The 15,348-nt window shown below is 40.4% G+C and carries 13 protein-coding genes; 10 read left to right on the top strand and 3 right to left on the bottom strand.

All coding sequences use genetic code 11. The features are described from left to right. Positions 1-54: 54 nt before the first annotated feature. From HXT33_RS03375 to HXT33_RS03330, 10 genes are all read left to right on the top strand, one after another. A complete protein-coding gene (locus tag HXT33_RS03375) occupies positions 55-1,176 on the top strand; it encodes an AAA family ATPase (protein WP_004136172.1) in 1,122 nt (373 codons plus the stop codon). Continuing rightward, positions 1,173-2,117, top strand: coding sequence for a DUF58 domain-containing protein (locus HXT33_RS03370; RefSeq protein ID WP_421786501.1), 945 nt, complete (start codon positions 1,173-1,175; stop codon positions 2,115-2,117). The genes HXT33_RS03375 and HXT33_RS03370 overlap by 4 nt, the downstream gene beginning before the upstream one ends. Further along, entirely contained in the window at positions 2,117-2,647 is a 531-nt protein-coding gene (locus HXT33_RS03365) for a hypothetical protein (protein WP_119521602.1), read from the top strand. Before HXT33_RS03370 ends, HXT33_RS03365 begins: the two co-directional genes overlap by 1 nt. Continuing rightward, complete coding sequence (locus tag HXT33_RS03360; RefSeq protein WP_375169514.1) at positions 2,647-3,780, top strand: vWA domain-containing protein; 1,134 nt, start codon at positions 2,647-2,649, stop codon at positions 3,778-3,780. Before HXT33_RS03365 ends, HXT33_RS03360 begins: the two co-directional genes overlap by 1 nt. Beyond that, a complete protein-coding gene (locus tag HXT33_RS03355) occupies positions 3,777-4,931 on the top strand; it encodes a vWA domain-containing protein (RefSeq protein WP_004136165.1) in 1,155 nt (384 codons plus the stop codon). The genes HXT33_RS03360 and HXT33_RS03355 overlap by 4 nt, the downstream gene beginning before the upstream one ends. Beyond that, positions 4,928-5,518 carry a DUF6466 family protein gene (locus HXT33_RS03350; RefSeq protein WP_421786498.1) on the top strand — a complete coding sequence of 197 codons (591 nt, stop codon included), beginning with the start codon at positions 4,928-4,930 and terminating at the stop codon, positions 5,516-5,518. The genes HXT33_RS03355 and HXT33_RS03350 overlap by 4 nt, the downstream gene beginning before the upstream one ends. A 350-nt stretch (positions 5,519-5,868) precedes the next feature. Next, entirely contained in the window at positions 5,869-7,521 is a 1,653-nt protein-coding gene (locus tag HXT33_RS03345) for an alpha/beta hydrolase (RefSeq protein ID WP_421786496.1), read from the top strand. A gap of 52 nt (positions 7,522-7,573) precedes the next feature. Further along, a complete protein-coding gene (gene purB, locus HXT33_RS03340; RefSeq protein WP_421786494.1) occupies positions 7,574-9,016 on the top strand; it encodes an adenylosuccinate lyase in 1,443 nt (480 codons plus the stop codon). Between the two features lie 16 nt (positions 9,017-9,032). Then, the gene (locus HXT33_RS03335) at positions 9,033-11,468 is read left to right on the top strand and encodes a lysylphosphatidylglycerol synthase transmembrane domain-containing protein (RefSeq protein ID WP_421786492.1); all 2,436 of its coding nucleotides are present in this window, start codon (positions 9,033-9,035) and stop codon (positions 11,466-11,468) included. A gap of 198 nt (positions 11,469-11,666) precedes the next feature. Continuing rightward, positions 11,667-11,948: an HU family DNA-binding protein gene (locus HXT33_RS03330; protein WP_004119480.1), complete on the top strand. Its 282-nt coding sequence runs from the start codon at positions 11,667-11,669 to the stop codon at positions 11,946-11,948. Between the two features lie 95 nt (positions 11,949-12,043). On the opposite strand, the gene HXT33_RS03325 is transcribed toward HXT33_RS03330, so the two are convergent. The 3 genes from HXT33_RS03325 to HXT33_RS03315 all read right to left on the bottom strand — a co-directional run bounded on the left by HXT33_RS03325 (position 12,044) and on the right by HXT33_RS03315 (position 15,290). Beyond that, positions 12,044-14,395, bottom strand: a complete 2,352-nt coding sequence (locus HXT33_RS03325) for a RelA/SpoT family protein (protein WP_004136141.1) — start codon at positions 14,393-14,395, stop codon at positions 12,044-12,046. Between the two features lie 121 nt (positions 14,396-14,516). Then, complete coding sequence (dut, locus tag HXT33_RS03320; RefSeq protein ID WP_116794001.1) at positions 14,517-14,996, bottom strand: dUTP diphosphatase; 480 nt, start codon at positions 14,994-14,996, stop codon at positions 14,517-14,519. Next, the gene (locus HXT33_RS03315) at positions 14,997-15,290 is read right to left on the bottom strand and encodes a DUF4193 domain-containing protein (protein ID WP_004128217.1); all 294 of its coding nucleotides are present in this window, start codon (positions 15,288-15,290) and stop codon (positions 14,997-14,999) included. Positions 15,291-15,348 lie beyond the last annotated feature (58 nt).

The following is a 15,348-nucleotide window of genomic DNA, read 5'->3' as shown; positions in this document are numbered from 1 at the left end:
CAATATGCCGGTTTTTACCAATTTCAGTACCGTATATCAGCTAACATAGAGCCTATGGCATTATTTCCACCGCAACCACGTAAGCAACAATTAAATAATAATTCCAATATGATTCCTAACGCGAATATAGCTTCTGCAGCAGGTAAATCTACAGTTGGATTATCAAATGCTCAAGATTCGGCTACTATTTCAGCAGACGATATTCGTCGCTGCCAGCAGATTGCAAACATTTTGCGCTCGCGCTTTGCACAAACTTTAGTCGGTCAGGAAGCATTGCGAGAATCTCTTATTTTAACACTTATTGCTGGCGGACATATTCTTATTGAATCTGTGCCAGGCCTTGCAAAAACCACTGCTGCACAAACTCTTGCAACCGCAATGTCTGGTAGCTTCCGACGCGTGCAGTGCACTCCTGATTTAATGCCAGCTGATTTAGTTGGTACGCAAGTTTTTGATTTTGCATCCCAACGTTTTACTACTCAGATTGGTCCTATTCACGCAAATATTATTTTGCTAGACGAAATCAACCGATCTAATGCAAAAACTCAATCTGCAATGCTTGAAGCTATGGCAGAAGGCGCAACAACAATCGGCGGTGAGCGTATTGCGCTACCTCAGCCTTTTATGGTTATTGCAACTCAGAATCCTATTGAAGAAGAAGGCACTTTTAATCTTCCTGAAGCTCAAATGGATCGTTTTATGGTTAAGGCAATTATGACCTACCCTAATCCTGACGAAGAAGTTAAAATGCTTCAGTTGCTTACACAAAGAGGATCAGATGTTGTTGATCCTGCAACTTTAAGCGCACAGCGCATTAGCTTGCAAGATGTTGTGTTTATGCGTGCTGCAGCACGACATATTCATGTTTCTGAAGCAGTTATGAAGTATGCTGTTGACATTGTTGCAACTTCTCGAGGCGAAGGCTCTCACCCTCTTGCAACCATTAATACTCTTGTTCGCATGGGTGCAAGCCCTCGTGCTTCTATTGCGCTTATTCGCATTGCTCAGGCTCATGCTTTGCTTTCTGGTAGAGACTATGTAATTCCAGAAGATGTTAAATTATTCGCACACGAAGTATTAAGACACCGTATTCTGTTGACTTTTGAAGCTTTGGCAGACTCTATTACTACGGATCAAGTTATTGACGCATTGGTAAAGACTGTTCCTGTGCCATGATACCTATGAAACGTTTAGCGTTGTCTGAGCCAGCAAAAGTCATTCGCAGAAAAATTGAGCTGCTCGACCAACGCATAGATTTGCCTATTGCTCGTAAAGCATTGGGATTACTAGAAGGTGAGCATCCTTCACATCGCCGTTTTGGAACCGGTGATGTTATTGATGTTCACGCTTGGCAACCTGGTGACGAAGCTCGAATGATGAACTGGTCGGCTAGTGCTAGAACGGGTCAGCCTATGGTTTCTTCGCGCGAACGTACTTCGTCATCTCATACTTGGATTGTGTGTGACGCAAGTATTAATATGAACGGCGCTTGCAAATCTTTTGAAACATTGTATGAGATTGCTGCAAACGCTGCATGCTTTTTTGCAGCTTTAAGTTTAAGACGTCACGATTCTGTTTCGTTACTTTGCGTTGATGGTAGCAACACAGTTAAAGTTCCTCAAGCTCGTAATCTTTCTGATTTTGAAAGGAACCTTGACAGCGCTTTGCTTAATACTCGAAGTCACATTCGAAATACTGAGTATTTGATTAAATCAATGCAAAAGTTTGTTGATTCAAACGGTCTTGTTGTTCTTATTACAGACGAGTATGCGTTGCAAGCTCACGATGCGGATAGTTTACGAAAAATTACTCAAAATCATAATCTCGTTGTTGTAACTATTTGCCCAGTTAATTCTTTTGATAAAACAATTAATATGCACATAAACGATGGCATTACTTTGCGAAGAATTCCAGCATTTTTGCAAAACGATAACGTTAAGCAAGAGGTTGAAAATCGCAGAAGCATCAAAAGTAGTGCCTTGCGTGACATGCTTGTTGGCGTTAAAGCGTCATTAATATGTGGGTCATCTAGTGAGGAAATTTTCCGAGTGTCTGCCAAATCTGTAAGTCGTACGAATTATCTTACTGAATCATTACTCAAGGAGGATGTGCAGTAATGAGTATGCAAGATATTCACCCACAGATTCACAACGACATTCTTTTTGCAAGCATACTTGGCGTTGCTTTTGTTGTTATTGTTGTTGCTGCAATTGTTTTGTATTTTTCTTTCAAAAAGCCGAAAGTTTTGTTATCTTCTGACGAAATTGCAGATAATGCTGTACACGTTCATCGCGAAAACAAACAAGCTTGGCGAAATGAAATTGATGAAATTGTAAAACAATATCACAGCAATGAGCTTACTTCTGATCAGGCTTGTGCAAAGCTAGCTTCAGTTGCTAGAACTTACGTTTCTCGAATGAGTGGTGAAGATATTAAAACGCATACTTTAGGTGAAATTAGTTCTTTGCGCCTAAAGTGGCGCAATAAAAAGGGTGCAGATATGTTGCGCCAAACAATCGCAGCTTTGTATCCGCCCGAATTTGCTAATTATAAAGAGAATAAACAGGCACAAAATACTACTGTTGATCAAGCAGCAGAGTGGGTTCTTGTTTTGCTCGAAGGCTGGCAAACGAAGGGGCAACGCTAATGAGTAAGATATTTGAGACTTTGTGGCCTTGGCGTTTTAAGTGGCCTTTAATTTTTGCTGCAGGAATACTAGTTTGCTTAGTTATTTTTGCTGTTTTGATTATTGGTGACGTTATTCGCCAGCATATTCTTAAAAAGCAGTATCAGAAGCATCACCACAATCTGAATCAAAAATTCTACACTTTTACTTTTGATGAAGATTTGCAAGGATCTTTAGCAAGTCACTCATGGTATATGTGGAGAAGACTTAAAAGATTTGCAACAGCAATGTTGGTTTTGTCTTTATTAGGATCGCTTGCAACTGCCTCTAGGCCTTCTCGAGTGTTTAATGCGGATGAACAAATAAGTTCTAGAGATATTGTTTTATGCCTGGATGTTTCCGGCTCTGCATTGCCGTACGATCGCGAAGTTATTCTTGCTTATCTTAATTTTATTGAGCATTTCCAAGGAGAACGAATAGGTTTAAGTATTTTTAATTCCACTTCTAGAACAGTTTTTCCTTTAACAGATGATTATCGTCTAGCTAAGAAGCAGCTGCAGTATGCTGCTAATTTGCTTGGAGGGGTTCAGTCTCAAAATAAGATTGACAATTTGCAGCAGCGCCAATATCAGGAAATTTCTGATTGGCTTGAAGGCACACAAAATAGAAAAAATGCAACTTCTCTTATTGGAGATGGCTTAGTTAGTTGCGCTGCAATGCTTCCTGGTTTTATTTATGGCAATGCTCATAATTCTAGTAAATCTCAAAGTCGTTTTAACAGAAGTGCATCAATTGTTCTTGCAACAGATAATGTTGTTTCCGGAAATCCAACTTACTCTTTAAAGCAAGCTTTAGATTTGACTAAGCAAGCAAATATAACTGTTGACGGCTTATATTCAGGCGCTAAACAGAATGAGAATGAAGATACAACTGTAGACATGAAGAATCTTATTGAATCTCATGGCGGAATATTCTTAACTCAACGAAATACTGATTCTGTTCTTAATCTTGTAAGAGAAATTGAAAAACGCCACTCAGTTATCCCTCAAGGCACAACGCAATCAGCGTTTAGCGACGATCCTGGAATATGGGTGCTTATTAGCGTTGTAAGCGTTGTTGTGTGGTTGGCTATTGCAAAGAGGATTAAGAGATGATATCAACACTATTTTCAGCCGCGGCTCTCAATTTCTCATATGGCAAAATCGTGGCAGATGACACTGCTAAAGCAGGTCAACTGGTTCTCGCTCCATCTTATGGTTGGATTGTTGCAATTATAGCCGTACTTATTGTTCTTGTTGCAATGTTTTTTGAAATCGTGCCTTTAAGAAGAAAATTGGCACTAACAAATGAAACTTTAGCAATGAGATTGCGCAGGATAGCTATTTGCGCAATGCTTGTAATCTGCATACTATCCCCTAGTATTATGCGCGCAACTATGCAACGTGCTGTAAACGCAACTAACGTAATCATTGCAGTTGATATTACAGGATCAATGCGAGCCAAAGACGCAAATTATGACAATAAGGCAAATATTGAGCGTATTGATGCAGCTCGCGCTATTGTTAAGCAAATAACTAAGTCTTATGCAAATGCGAGTTTTGCAGCTATTTCTTTTGGAGCATCCACGTCTGTTGATGTGCCTTTAACTCCTGATGCAAAAGCGGTTGATAATTGGATAACCACCTTACTTACAGAGCCTACAAGTATTGCTACGGGAACAAGTCTCGACGCTCCAATAGATCAGACTTTGCTCACCGCAAAAGCTATTCATGACGCTCATCCAGATGACACAACAGTGCTGTATGTTCTTAGTGATGGCGAAGAAACAACTCAACGAAAGCGTAGAACATTCTCATCTTTACGAGCTTATATTACTCACGCTTTTGTTATTGGTATAGGCTCGTCTAAAGGTGCAAAAATACCGCTTAAAAGTACGAAATTAAGTATTGACGACTACGCTTCTGATCAAGATTTGCAAGGAAAATCAGAAGGAGATTCCAATTTAAGTTCTTCAATAGAATGGGTTAAAGATCCTTCTACTGGAAAACCTGGCATTTCAAAGCTTGATGAGAAAAACTTGCGAAATATTGCGGATGAGCTTAGCGGAAAGTATATTCATTCTTCTTTAAATCACGCTTTAGGAAGTGAAGCAAAGCCAATACTTTCTCATCAGTGGCGTATGAATGAAACAGCGAAACCACGCTTGCGTCCAGAACCAATTATTTGGCCATTTGCCACAATTGCTGCCGTTTTGCTTATATGGGAATTAGTTGTTTGGTTTATTACATCAAGGAAATTAGTATGATGCGCATATCTAAACGAAATATTATTCGCGTTATTTCTATTATATTTCTTATTATTGCGTTATTCGCAGCATACTATGTGATTACTAATTGGCGTGCGCAATATGCGTATAATGCTGCAACAAACAGCCTTATTGCAAATATGAAATCTGCTAAAAATATTTACAGTGACAAAGACATATTGGTTACGCAACAGCAGCAGACTGACGCACAATTTAGCGACGCTAAATCTCAGCAAATACTTTTATTACCAAAACTTAGCGAAAACATTGAGCACAATTCTGAAATTTCACGAAAATTTACTGAGAGCCTTAAGCAAAAGAATAGTAAAAATAACACTAAATCTCCTGCGTCTAAGAGTAAGCAACTAAAAAACTCTAGTAAGAGCGAAGACAATAAGAATAAGACTGAATCAAGCAAGCCTAAACTTAATAATACGCAAAAGAATAAAGTGGAAGACTTGCTTAAGCAGAATAATAAAGTAAATCCTAAAGATCAACAAGATCAAGAAGATCAGGATAATCAAAACGGAAAAGAAAAAACAACTAAGCGCACAACGAGTTCAGACGGTTCAAATAAGCCTTGGTAATTCTTAGCGATTAGCAGAATCGCTGGTGTGCTAGTAGTAAATTTACTGCAAAATTTTTAAGCAAAGCGCGAAAAAGTTTGCAAAAAATTGTTTATAGCTTTTATCCACAATGCTTACTTTTTGGTGACTTTAATTTAGCAAGTGTGTTTAATACTTAACTATGCACACATATTACGAATGGAAATGGCTTATTCAGCGCACTGAACAGTGCGCAAGAAACATTCTTGCTGCAGCCTCAGCGAGCGAATTAAACGAATGGCAAGGTATTGCTGCCCAGTATTTTCGCCATAGCATGAGCAATATTGCTAGCCAAGCATATTCACTCTACGAAATTAGAGGAGGAATGTAATATGCCTTGGAAAGTTCAATCTTCTGTTTCGGGCGGAATGCCTCTTACAGTTGCGCAAAGCGAAGCGTACTGCAGTGTATCTAGAAAACTAAGCAATCTTGCGCATGAAATGTCAATGTTAAGTGCTTCTTGGCAGCATGCTGCAATGGTTATTTCTAATCAAACTTCAGCTTTTAATAATTTATCCGCTTATTACAACCCTTCATCGCCTTTTACTATAAACGCTTCTCAAAGTTTTCTAACTCCAAGTATGTGCAATGCTTATGCGTCTAAATGTCAAAATATGTCTCAAAATTTAGAGCAGTTGGCAGCTCTTATTATTAGAGCAAGCGGCATTTACGAAGAAGCTGAGCAGAAAGCAAAAGAACAATTTGATAATGGAATTGCGCTTCTTACAGCAATTTTTCCTATAACATCCTTACCATTTTTTATTTCAGCACTCTCTTCAGCGTCTAGCGATGCTAATAACCACACAGGTCTTAAAAATGTTGGGAAATGGGCTCACAAAACTCGCAAAATTCAGCAAGGAACTATTCGAGGCCTTTCTCAAAATCTACTAATAAACCCAATTACAGGAATACCACTGTTTATTTTAGGAGCAGCGCAAAGTAAAAGAAATAATCGAATGACAAAAACGTATCGAAATAAGTCGTTTAATTTCTTAAAGTACGCAAATAAGCATATTGATAATTCAAGCAAAACAGTTTCTTCAGTTCCGTTTGTTTCTGGAGCGCTAAGCCTTTTTACAGCACAGTTAAATAACAAAAAGCAAGGTAATAATCTAACTGTTACTAAAATTAGCGAAGCTTGGAGAAAACCAGCTTTTGTTCTTCCTAAACCTGGAAGAAATTTGAGTGAAACTCTCGATAATTTAGCTGAACTCGGCAGCGGAAATTTGGGAGTTCGACCGCCACTTGCTAATCCAGATGCGGCAACTATTGCTATTTCACGCTTCAAAAAAGCAGACGGAAAAACATCTTGGCTAGTTGTAATACCTGGAACAGACGGTAAGGCTCATTCACCGTTTGGATGGGAGCAGAATGCTGAGGTAATGAGTCATACTCCTTTAGCTAGAAAGCAAGCAGATAGCACAAGAATGGTTGTTGAAGCAATGAAAAAATCTGGGATTAAGCCTAAAGACCCTGTTGTGTTGGTTGGTCATTCGCAAGGCGGTATTGTGGCTGCAAGTATTGCAAGCGATTATTCAAAAGAGTACAACGTACAGCATGTAGTAACCGCAGGCTCTCCTATTGCAAATCATCCTATTGCAAAACGCACTTGGGTTACGAGTATTGAAATGGAAGATGAGCTTGTTCCATCTCTAGACGGTAAGGAAAATCCTCGCCGCAGTAATTGGATTACTATTCACGGCAAAGCAACGCATGTTAAAGAAACGCAAAAGCCTTTGCCTCCTGGAGTAACACGTTTTTCTGGAAGGAAATATTCTAATCAAGAATTTAGTAAAAACGGAATATTTGTAAACGATGTACCTGAAGAAGGAACTTTAACTCATGACACGCATTATCATAAAGCTGCCTACGATGATGCTCTGCAATTAGGCTCTAAAAATGTGATTCTGCATAATCAGCATTTTAACAGTATTATCAACGGAAAGTTAGAAAGCACTACCCTATGGCAAGGCGTAATGAATTAGTTAAATAATTTATCTAACCGCCTAATTCACAGCATGATGTAACCTTGCAAGTATGAAGCTTACTGATATTTCTCCTGCAATAGCTCTAACTCCTTTAGACGGTCGTTATCATAATCAAACTTCAGCACTTGTTGAATACTTGAGTGAACCTGCGTTAAACCGCGAGCGCATGCGTGTTGAAGTTGAGTGGATGATTCTTCTTGCAAACGGATATGAGGGGAATAATTGGCAGCCTATTGTCAATGGTGTCAATCCTTTAACGGATGAAGAATGTGAGTATTTGCGCAGCATTCCTGAAGATTTCGACGCTGAAGGAATTGCGCGTCATGCTGCTCATGAGGCTGTTACGCATCACGATGTTAAAGCTGTTGAATACTACATTGATGACGCTTTGGATGAGGCTGAAAAGAAGTTAGGTCACGAAACTCAGCTGTCTAATCTTAAAACTTTGGTTCATTTTTCTTGCACAAGTGAAGATATTAACAATCTTTCTATTGCTCGTTGCGTAAAAAATGCGGTTTTGAATGTTTACCGACCGAATTTGGAAGCAATTGTTGAATATTTAGTGAGCAATGCTCAAAAGTATCGCGATTTACCAATGCTTTCTTTGACGCATGGCCAGCCTGCTACTCCAACAACTTTGGGTAAAGAATTGGCTGTTTTTGCATACCGTTTGAAGCGTCAGATTAAGCATCTTGACAATCAGGAATATTTGGGCAAAATCAATGGTGCTACTGGTACTTTTGGCGCTCATTTAGCAGCATTCCCTAATGTTGATTGGATTGGCGTTTCTAAAGAGTTTGTTGAAAATCGCATGTCTCTTCAATGGAATCCATTAACAACACAAATTGAAAGTCACGACTGGCAGGCTGAACTTTATAGCACAGTAAGCCACACGAACCATATTTTGCACAATCTTGCTGTTGATGTTTGGATGTATATTTCTCGAGGCGTTTTTGTGCAAGTTCCTGTAAAAGGTGCTACTGGATCTTCTACTATGCCTCATAAGGTGAATCCTATTCGCTTTGAGAACGCTGAAGCTAATCTTGAGATTTCTTGCTCTCTGTTTGATACTCTTTGCGCAACTCTTACAGAAAGCCGTTGGCAGAGAGATCTTACAGATTCTACAACTCAGAGAAATATCGGTTCTGCTTTTGGCTACGCTCTTCTGGCTCTTAACAATCTTTTGGGCGGACTTAATTCTATTCACCCTAATTCTGATTTTATGCTTAAAGAATTGGATGCTAATTGGGAAGTTCTTGGCGAGCCAATTCAGACCGCTATGCGTGCTGAAGAAATTGCGGGAGTTCCTGGAATGGAGCGTCCTTATGAACAGGTTAAAGAGCTTATGCGAGGCCATAGTATTTCTCAAAAGGATGTTGAAGATTTTATTTCTTCTCGCGAGTTTGACGAGGATACAGCTTGCAGGTTAAAGTCTTTAACTCCAGCTTCTTACACTGGTTTTGCTTCACGATTGGTGGATTTTATTCAATAAGTATACGGTAAGAACAATGCAATCTCGCATAAATCCAAATCTTGTTATTGAAGACACTCAGCCAAGTTTAGTGAGAAATTGGGCTGATTTGCTGTACGCACTTTCAGCTATTGCTGTTGCCATACTTACAGTTTTGTCAACAATGTGGCTTTCTGCAACAACAGTCGGCGTGGAAATTGATGCCCGTAGCGCTAGTAAAATTATTGGTCTTACTGTTACTGGAATTCCATGCGCTTTAATACAGCAAGGTTTAACGCTTATTGTTGTTGCAGAAGTAATTGCTTTTATGGCTGCACAAAAGCGTTGGATTGATACTGCGATTTCTGTTATTACGCTGTTTATAAGCTACGGCTCAATATGGTTGCTTTCTGACGCTATTGCTTCTACACACAATTTACCTCTGCTTTCTGCATTGCATTCTCAACCCACAAATTCGGTAACAGAATTATTGCCAGACATGTACGCTGTTCTGGTTGCGTTTCTTACAGTAAGTGGCCCGCGTAAAGAATATAAGCATGTAATGTGGGGCTGGAATGCTCTGTTTATTGTTTCTGCAATACTGCTATTTTCTTCATGGGACTCCTACCCTGCAGCGCTTATTTCTTGCTGCGTAGGAAGAGCTATTGGAACATTAATAAGATTTGCTAAAGGCACAAGCAGTAAAGGCGCTTGGGGCGATGACATCGTTATTGCGCTTAAAAATATTGGTATAGATAATCTCACTCAGCTTACTCGCAGAACTCAGCAGGCCGACCATACTGGAGTTTTACGCTCAAGTTTAGATGACGATTTAATCGAAAATTCAAGACTTTATGACGCAACTGACATTCACGGAATGCACTATGTTATTTCTGTTTTAGACAATCAAGTGCATTTACCTGGATATTTGAATCAGCTGTGGCAGTGGGTGCGTTTAATTGATATTCCAACTCGACGCGACCGTTCAGCAAGACATTCCGTTCACCATCATCTTTCAATGCTTCTTGTATTGAGAAATCTTCATTTGCCAACTGCTAATGTTTACGGAGTATGTGACAGTGATAAATCTTCAATTATGGTTTTTCACGCAGCAAACGCTTTACTTCCTTGTAATTTGAACACTTTAACTGTTGAAGATGCGGCAAAACTTATGCGATACGTTGACGCTGCAAACATGCGAGGAATTACGCATAGAAGAATTACTCCAGAAACTATTGCACGTTTAGAGGATGGTACTCCTGTTGTTGCAGGATGGCAAAACGGTGATGTTGCCAGCGATTCAACAAATATTGCTTTAGATAAAGTTCAATTATTAACTCTTATTGCTGCATGCACAGATATTGAAACTTCAATCAAAGCCGCTCTTAACGCTTGGGGTGCAGACAAGCTTGCAGAAATACTTCCTTTTATGCAAAAAGCTGCTATTCCTGCATCAACACGTTCTCTTCCTTCTTGGAATAAGAAGGTTTTTGAGCATCTTTGCAATAAGCTAAGCCAGACAGTCGCACTGCATACTGATGAGGAAGACTACGATACAGTGCGATTAGCACGTTTTAATATTCGATTCTTTGTGAGCCTTGTTCTAGCAATTATTGCTATTGCTGTTATTGCAACACAATGGCATCCTCAGGAAGTATTTGCAGCATTGAAGCATGCTAATAATCTGATGGTTTTGCTTTGCTTTATTTTCAGTATGTTTGCTTGGGTTGGCTCTGCAATTACTTTAGGATCGTTTATGGATGATCAAAAACCGTCTTCTACGGTTTTGTTTGCTTCTCAAGCAGCATCAGGTTTTACAGCAGTTTCTATGCCTGCAGGCGTTGGCCCTGCTTTTGTCAATATGCAATTATTGAAAAAGAATGGCTACAATTCAACTCAAGCTACTGCTATAACTAGCGCAGTATGGCTTATTCAAGCTTTAATAACAACTATTGTTCTTCTTGTTATTGGTATTTTTACTGGAAAGAATGTGCTTTCTGGAATGATTCCAACGCACATGCTTATTACAGTTATTGGCGTAATAACCTTGTTAATATGCACTTTAATGGCCATTCCTAAGGCTCGTAAAATTATTCGCAAGCATTATCTTCCAATACTTTCTGATTATGGCAGACAGGTTAAAGAGCTTGTTTCGCACCCTCTTCAGCTTATTGGAGGATCTTTTGGAGCGATTGTATTGGTTGCTTGCATTGGACTGGGATATTGGGTTGCTTTACTTGCGTTTGGCTACTATGCGAACCCTTGGGAAACAATACTTTTGTTCATTCTTGCAAACACTGCAGGATCCGCAATACCAACTCCTGGCGGCTTAGGCGCGGTTGAAGCTTCTCTTACTTTTGCGTTTACGTCTGTTGGAGTTCCACCTACTATTGCATTATCTGCAACCTTGCTTTATAGGCTTATGTTCTACTGGCTAAGAATTCCTATTGGCGCTTTTGCTATGAATTGGCTTAGCAGTCGTGAACTAGTATAAATGGCTTAATTGCTCAACTTTTGTGTATTTTTCTATCAAAAAATCGCAATAAGACTATTCAGAATGAGTTTTTTATAAAAAAATACATAAAATTATTGAAAAAAATGCTAAAAAAGGCCACATTTGTAGGGAAAATGTATTAGTATCGAGAATGAACGTGGCCTTTGCAAAGAAGGCCCCTGACCCAAAGGATGCTGCATGGCATACAACAAGTCTGATCTCGTTTCTAAGATCGCACAGAAGTCCAACCTGACCAAGGCACAGGCCGAGGCCGCCGTCAACGCATTCCAGGATGTGTTCGTTGAGGCTTTGCAGTCTGGTGAAGGTTTGAAGCTCACTGGTCTGTTCTCCGCAGAGCGCGTAAAGCGCGCTGAGCGCACTGGCCGCAACCCTCGTACCGGCGAAACCATCAAGATTCCAGCTTCTTACGGTGTACGTATCTCCGCTGGTTCCTTGTTGAAGAAGGCTGTTACCGCCTGAAATTAGACGGATGCACATTCAAAATGTGCGATTAATAAAGAAGGACGTTCCAAAGCTGGACGTCCTTCTTATTTTTATCTTATTTTATTTTTTATTTATAAGTCTCCGCGCTCCATTTTACGCAAACGAGGCTCAGCGCTATCTTTTGCGCCAGTAATACGATAGACGTCAAAAACGCCTTCAATCTTACGAATAGCAGCCAAAAGTGTGTTCAGATGCTGAGGGTCTGCCATTTCAAACGTAAACTGGCTTGTTGCAACGCGATCGTCTCCAGTGGCAATAGTTCCGGAAAGAATATTTACGCCATGATCCGAAAGTACGCGAGTAACATCAGATAGCAAGTGTTGCCTATCCAAAGCTTCAACCTGAACCTTTACTAAGAACAAACCTTTATCGCTAGTCCATTGAACAGGAATAACTCGTTCAGGCTGAGTTTTTTGTAAATCAAGCATATTCTGGCAGTCAGTTCTATGCACAGACACGCCTTGATTTCTAGTAATAAAACCAATGATGTTATCTCCTGGAACAGGCATACAGCATCTTGCAAGCTTTACCCAAACGTCTCCAACACCCTTAACGGAAACACCTAAAGCACCATTAGATTTTCTATTGCGCTCTACATTCTTAAGAGGTAACGCTTCCTGCTCTACTTCTTCTGCAACCTCATCGGCACCAGCATCTTTTACTAAGCGCGAAATAACATTTTGAGTAGAAACTTGTCCTTCGCCAATCGCCGCGTACAATGATTCAACATTAGCTGGCAAATTAAGTTCATCCGCAACGCCAATTAAAGCCTGCTGTGTCATCAAAGTAGTTAAAGGCAAGTTACGTTTACGCATAGCACGAGTTAGCTCGTCCTTGCCCTCTTCAATGGCTTCAGAGCGACGTTCTTTGCTAAACCACTGACGAATCTTATTTCTGGCACGTGGACTTTTAACAAAACTCAGCCAATCACGAGATGGGCCGGCGGTATCTGACTTTGAAGTAAGAACTTCAACCGTGTCACCATTTGTAAGCTTAGTGTCCAAAGGAACTAATCTTCCGTTCACTCTTGCACCCATCATTCGGTGACCGACTTCAGTGTGAACCGAATAAGCGAAATCAACAGGCGTTGCATCCTGAGGAAGAGCAACAATGCTTCCCTTTGGAGTAAACACGTAAACTTCAGAAGCTCCAAGATCTTGCTTTAATGAACCTAAGAACTCATCAGAATCAGGCGTTTCACTAGTCCAATCAGCAAGCTGCTGAATCCACTTAAGATTATCTGCCTCACTAAGCTCTTTACGCTCTTCAAGCTCACCTTCACGCTTACGGTCATCTCTGTCTGGCTTACTTAAAGCTCTACCAGCCTGACCATTTGCCTTGTACTTCCAGTGTGCAGCAATACCAAATTCAGCTCGCCTATGCATATCCCAAGTACGAATCTGAATTTCTACAGGCTTTCCACCAGGGCCAACAACAGTAGTATGTAAGCTCTGATACATATTTAGTTTAGGAGTTGCAATATAGTCCTTAAAACGTCCTGGAACAGGGCTCCAACGCGCATGAACCGCTCCTAATGCGGCATAGCAGTCTCGAATAGAGTCAACAATAATTCTAACGCCAACAAGATCGTAAATATTCTCAAAATCATGACCGCGAACAATCATTTTTTGATAAATCGAGAAATAATCTTTTGGACGACCCTTTACGGATGCTTCTATGTGTTGAACTGCTAAATCTTCGTTGATTTCTTCAAGAATTTGACGCAAATAAACTTCGCGCTGACCAGCTCTACGAGCAACAAGTACAACAATTTCGTTATAAATTTTTGCATAAAGTACTTTGAAGCTAAGTTCTTCAAGTTCAGTTTTAATAGCATTCATACCAAGACGGTTTGCAAGAGGAGCATATACGTCAAGAGTTTCTCGAGCTTTTTTGTGAGAACTTGATGGCTTAACATATCTCCAGGTTCTTGCATTATGAAGACGATCTGCAAGTTTTACAACAAGCACTCGTACATCTCGGCTCATAGCAACAACCATTTTTCGAATTGTTTCAGCTTGTGCGCTTTCGCCATACTCCATCTTGGAGATTTTTGTAACACCATCAACTAATCCGGCTACAGTGTCACCAAATTCTGCACGACATTCTTCTAACGTGTAATCAGTATCTTCAACAGTGTCGTGCAATAATCCTGCTGCAACAACAATCGGACCCATGCCAAGATCTGCAAGAATCTGCGCGACTGCAAGAGGATGAATAATATAAGGTTCGCCTGATTTACGACGCTGACCTGTATGCTGTTTTACCGCACGGGAGTAGGCACGATGAAGAATAGTCATGTCTTCATCGGGATGATGCCACTTGCACATGTTTAATATTGGCAGCAATGGGTTACGAGAATCCTCACTGATTTCGCATCCAAGCCTATGAGCGCCTTTTACATCATCTTGAAGTTCACCCATCGCAGCACACCTCCTGTATTGTCTACTATCCTACCCGCAAAAATGCGTTATGCTCTACAAAATTGTCAAATAATACAATAAATCCGACTCAGCGCTAAAACTGGTCGGATTTACTAAAAAATTATTGTACTCCGGTTGATCCAAAGCCTTTATTTGAACGATCAGAACCAGGCAATTGTGTTGCTGGAATAAATTGTGCTTCTACATAACGCTGTATAACCAATTGAGCAATACGATCGCCGCGATTAAACCTCACGGTATTTTCTGGATCTAAATTAATAAGCGGCACTTTAATTTCGCCACGATACCCAGCGTCAACCGTTCCAGGAGCATTCAACACAGTTACGCCCTGTTTTGCGGCAAGACCAGAACGAGGATGAACCAAAGCAACGTATCCTGCTGGCAAAGCAATAGCAACCCCAGTCGGAACTAAAGCACGTTCAAATGGACGCAAAGTAATATCCTCAGTGGTACGCAAGTCTGCACCAGCATCGCCAGCATGCGCATAGCAAAGCGGCTGCATGGTGGAGGATTCGCCATCGAGATACTGAATTAATACCTCAACCTGCTCGGGGCCAGTGTAGGTCTCGTCGTATGCCATTTAAGCTGCGCACTCCTTGCAAACAGGCTGTCCGTCAGCCGTGGTTTCTGCTAATTGACTACGATGCTTTACAAGGAAACATTCAGAACAAATAAATTCATCACCTTGCATAGGAATAACAGTTACAGACGCATCTTCATTGCTTAAATCAGCACCTGGTAACTCGTAGTCTTCAGCAATAGCATTCTCGTCATCGTCAATGTCGCTGCTGGAATTTTGAGAGCTTTTGCTCAAAGCTTCCAACGACTCTTCGTCCTCATCTTTACTACGAGGAGAATCATAATCCTGTGCCATTATGGTCCTTTCGTTTTAAGCTACCTACGCGCATAGCATACATTAATGCCACCCCGCA

The sequence above is a fragment of the Gardnerella sp. DNF00753 genome (assembly GCF_049244275.1).
In the GTDB taxonomy this organism is placed as follows: Bacteria; Actinomycetota; Actinomycetes; order Actinomycetales; family Bifidobacteriaceae; genus Bifidobacterium; species Bifidobacterium greenwoodii.
Note: the sequence above shows the minus strand (reverse complement) of the source record. Positions and strands in the feature narration are given on the sequence as shown.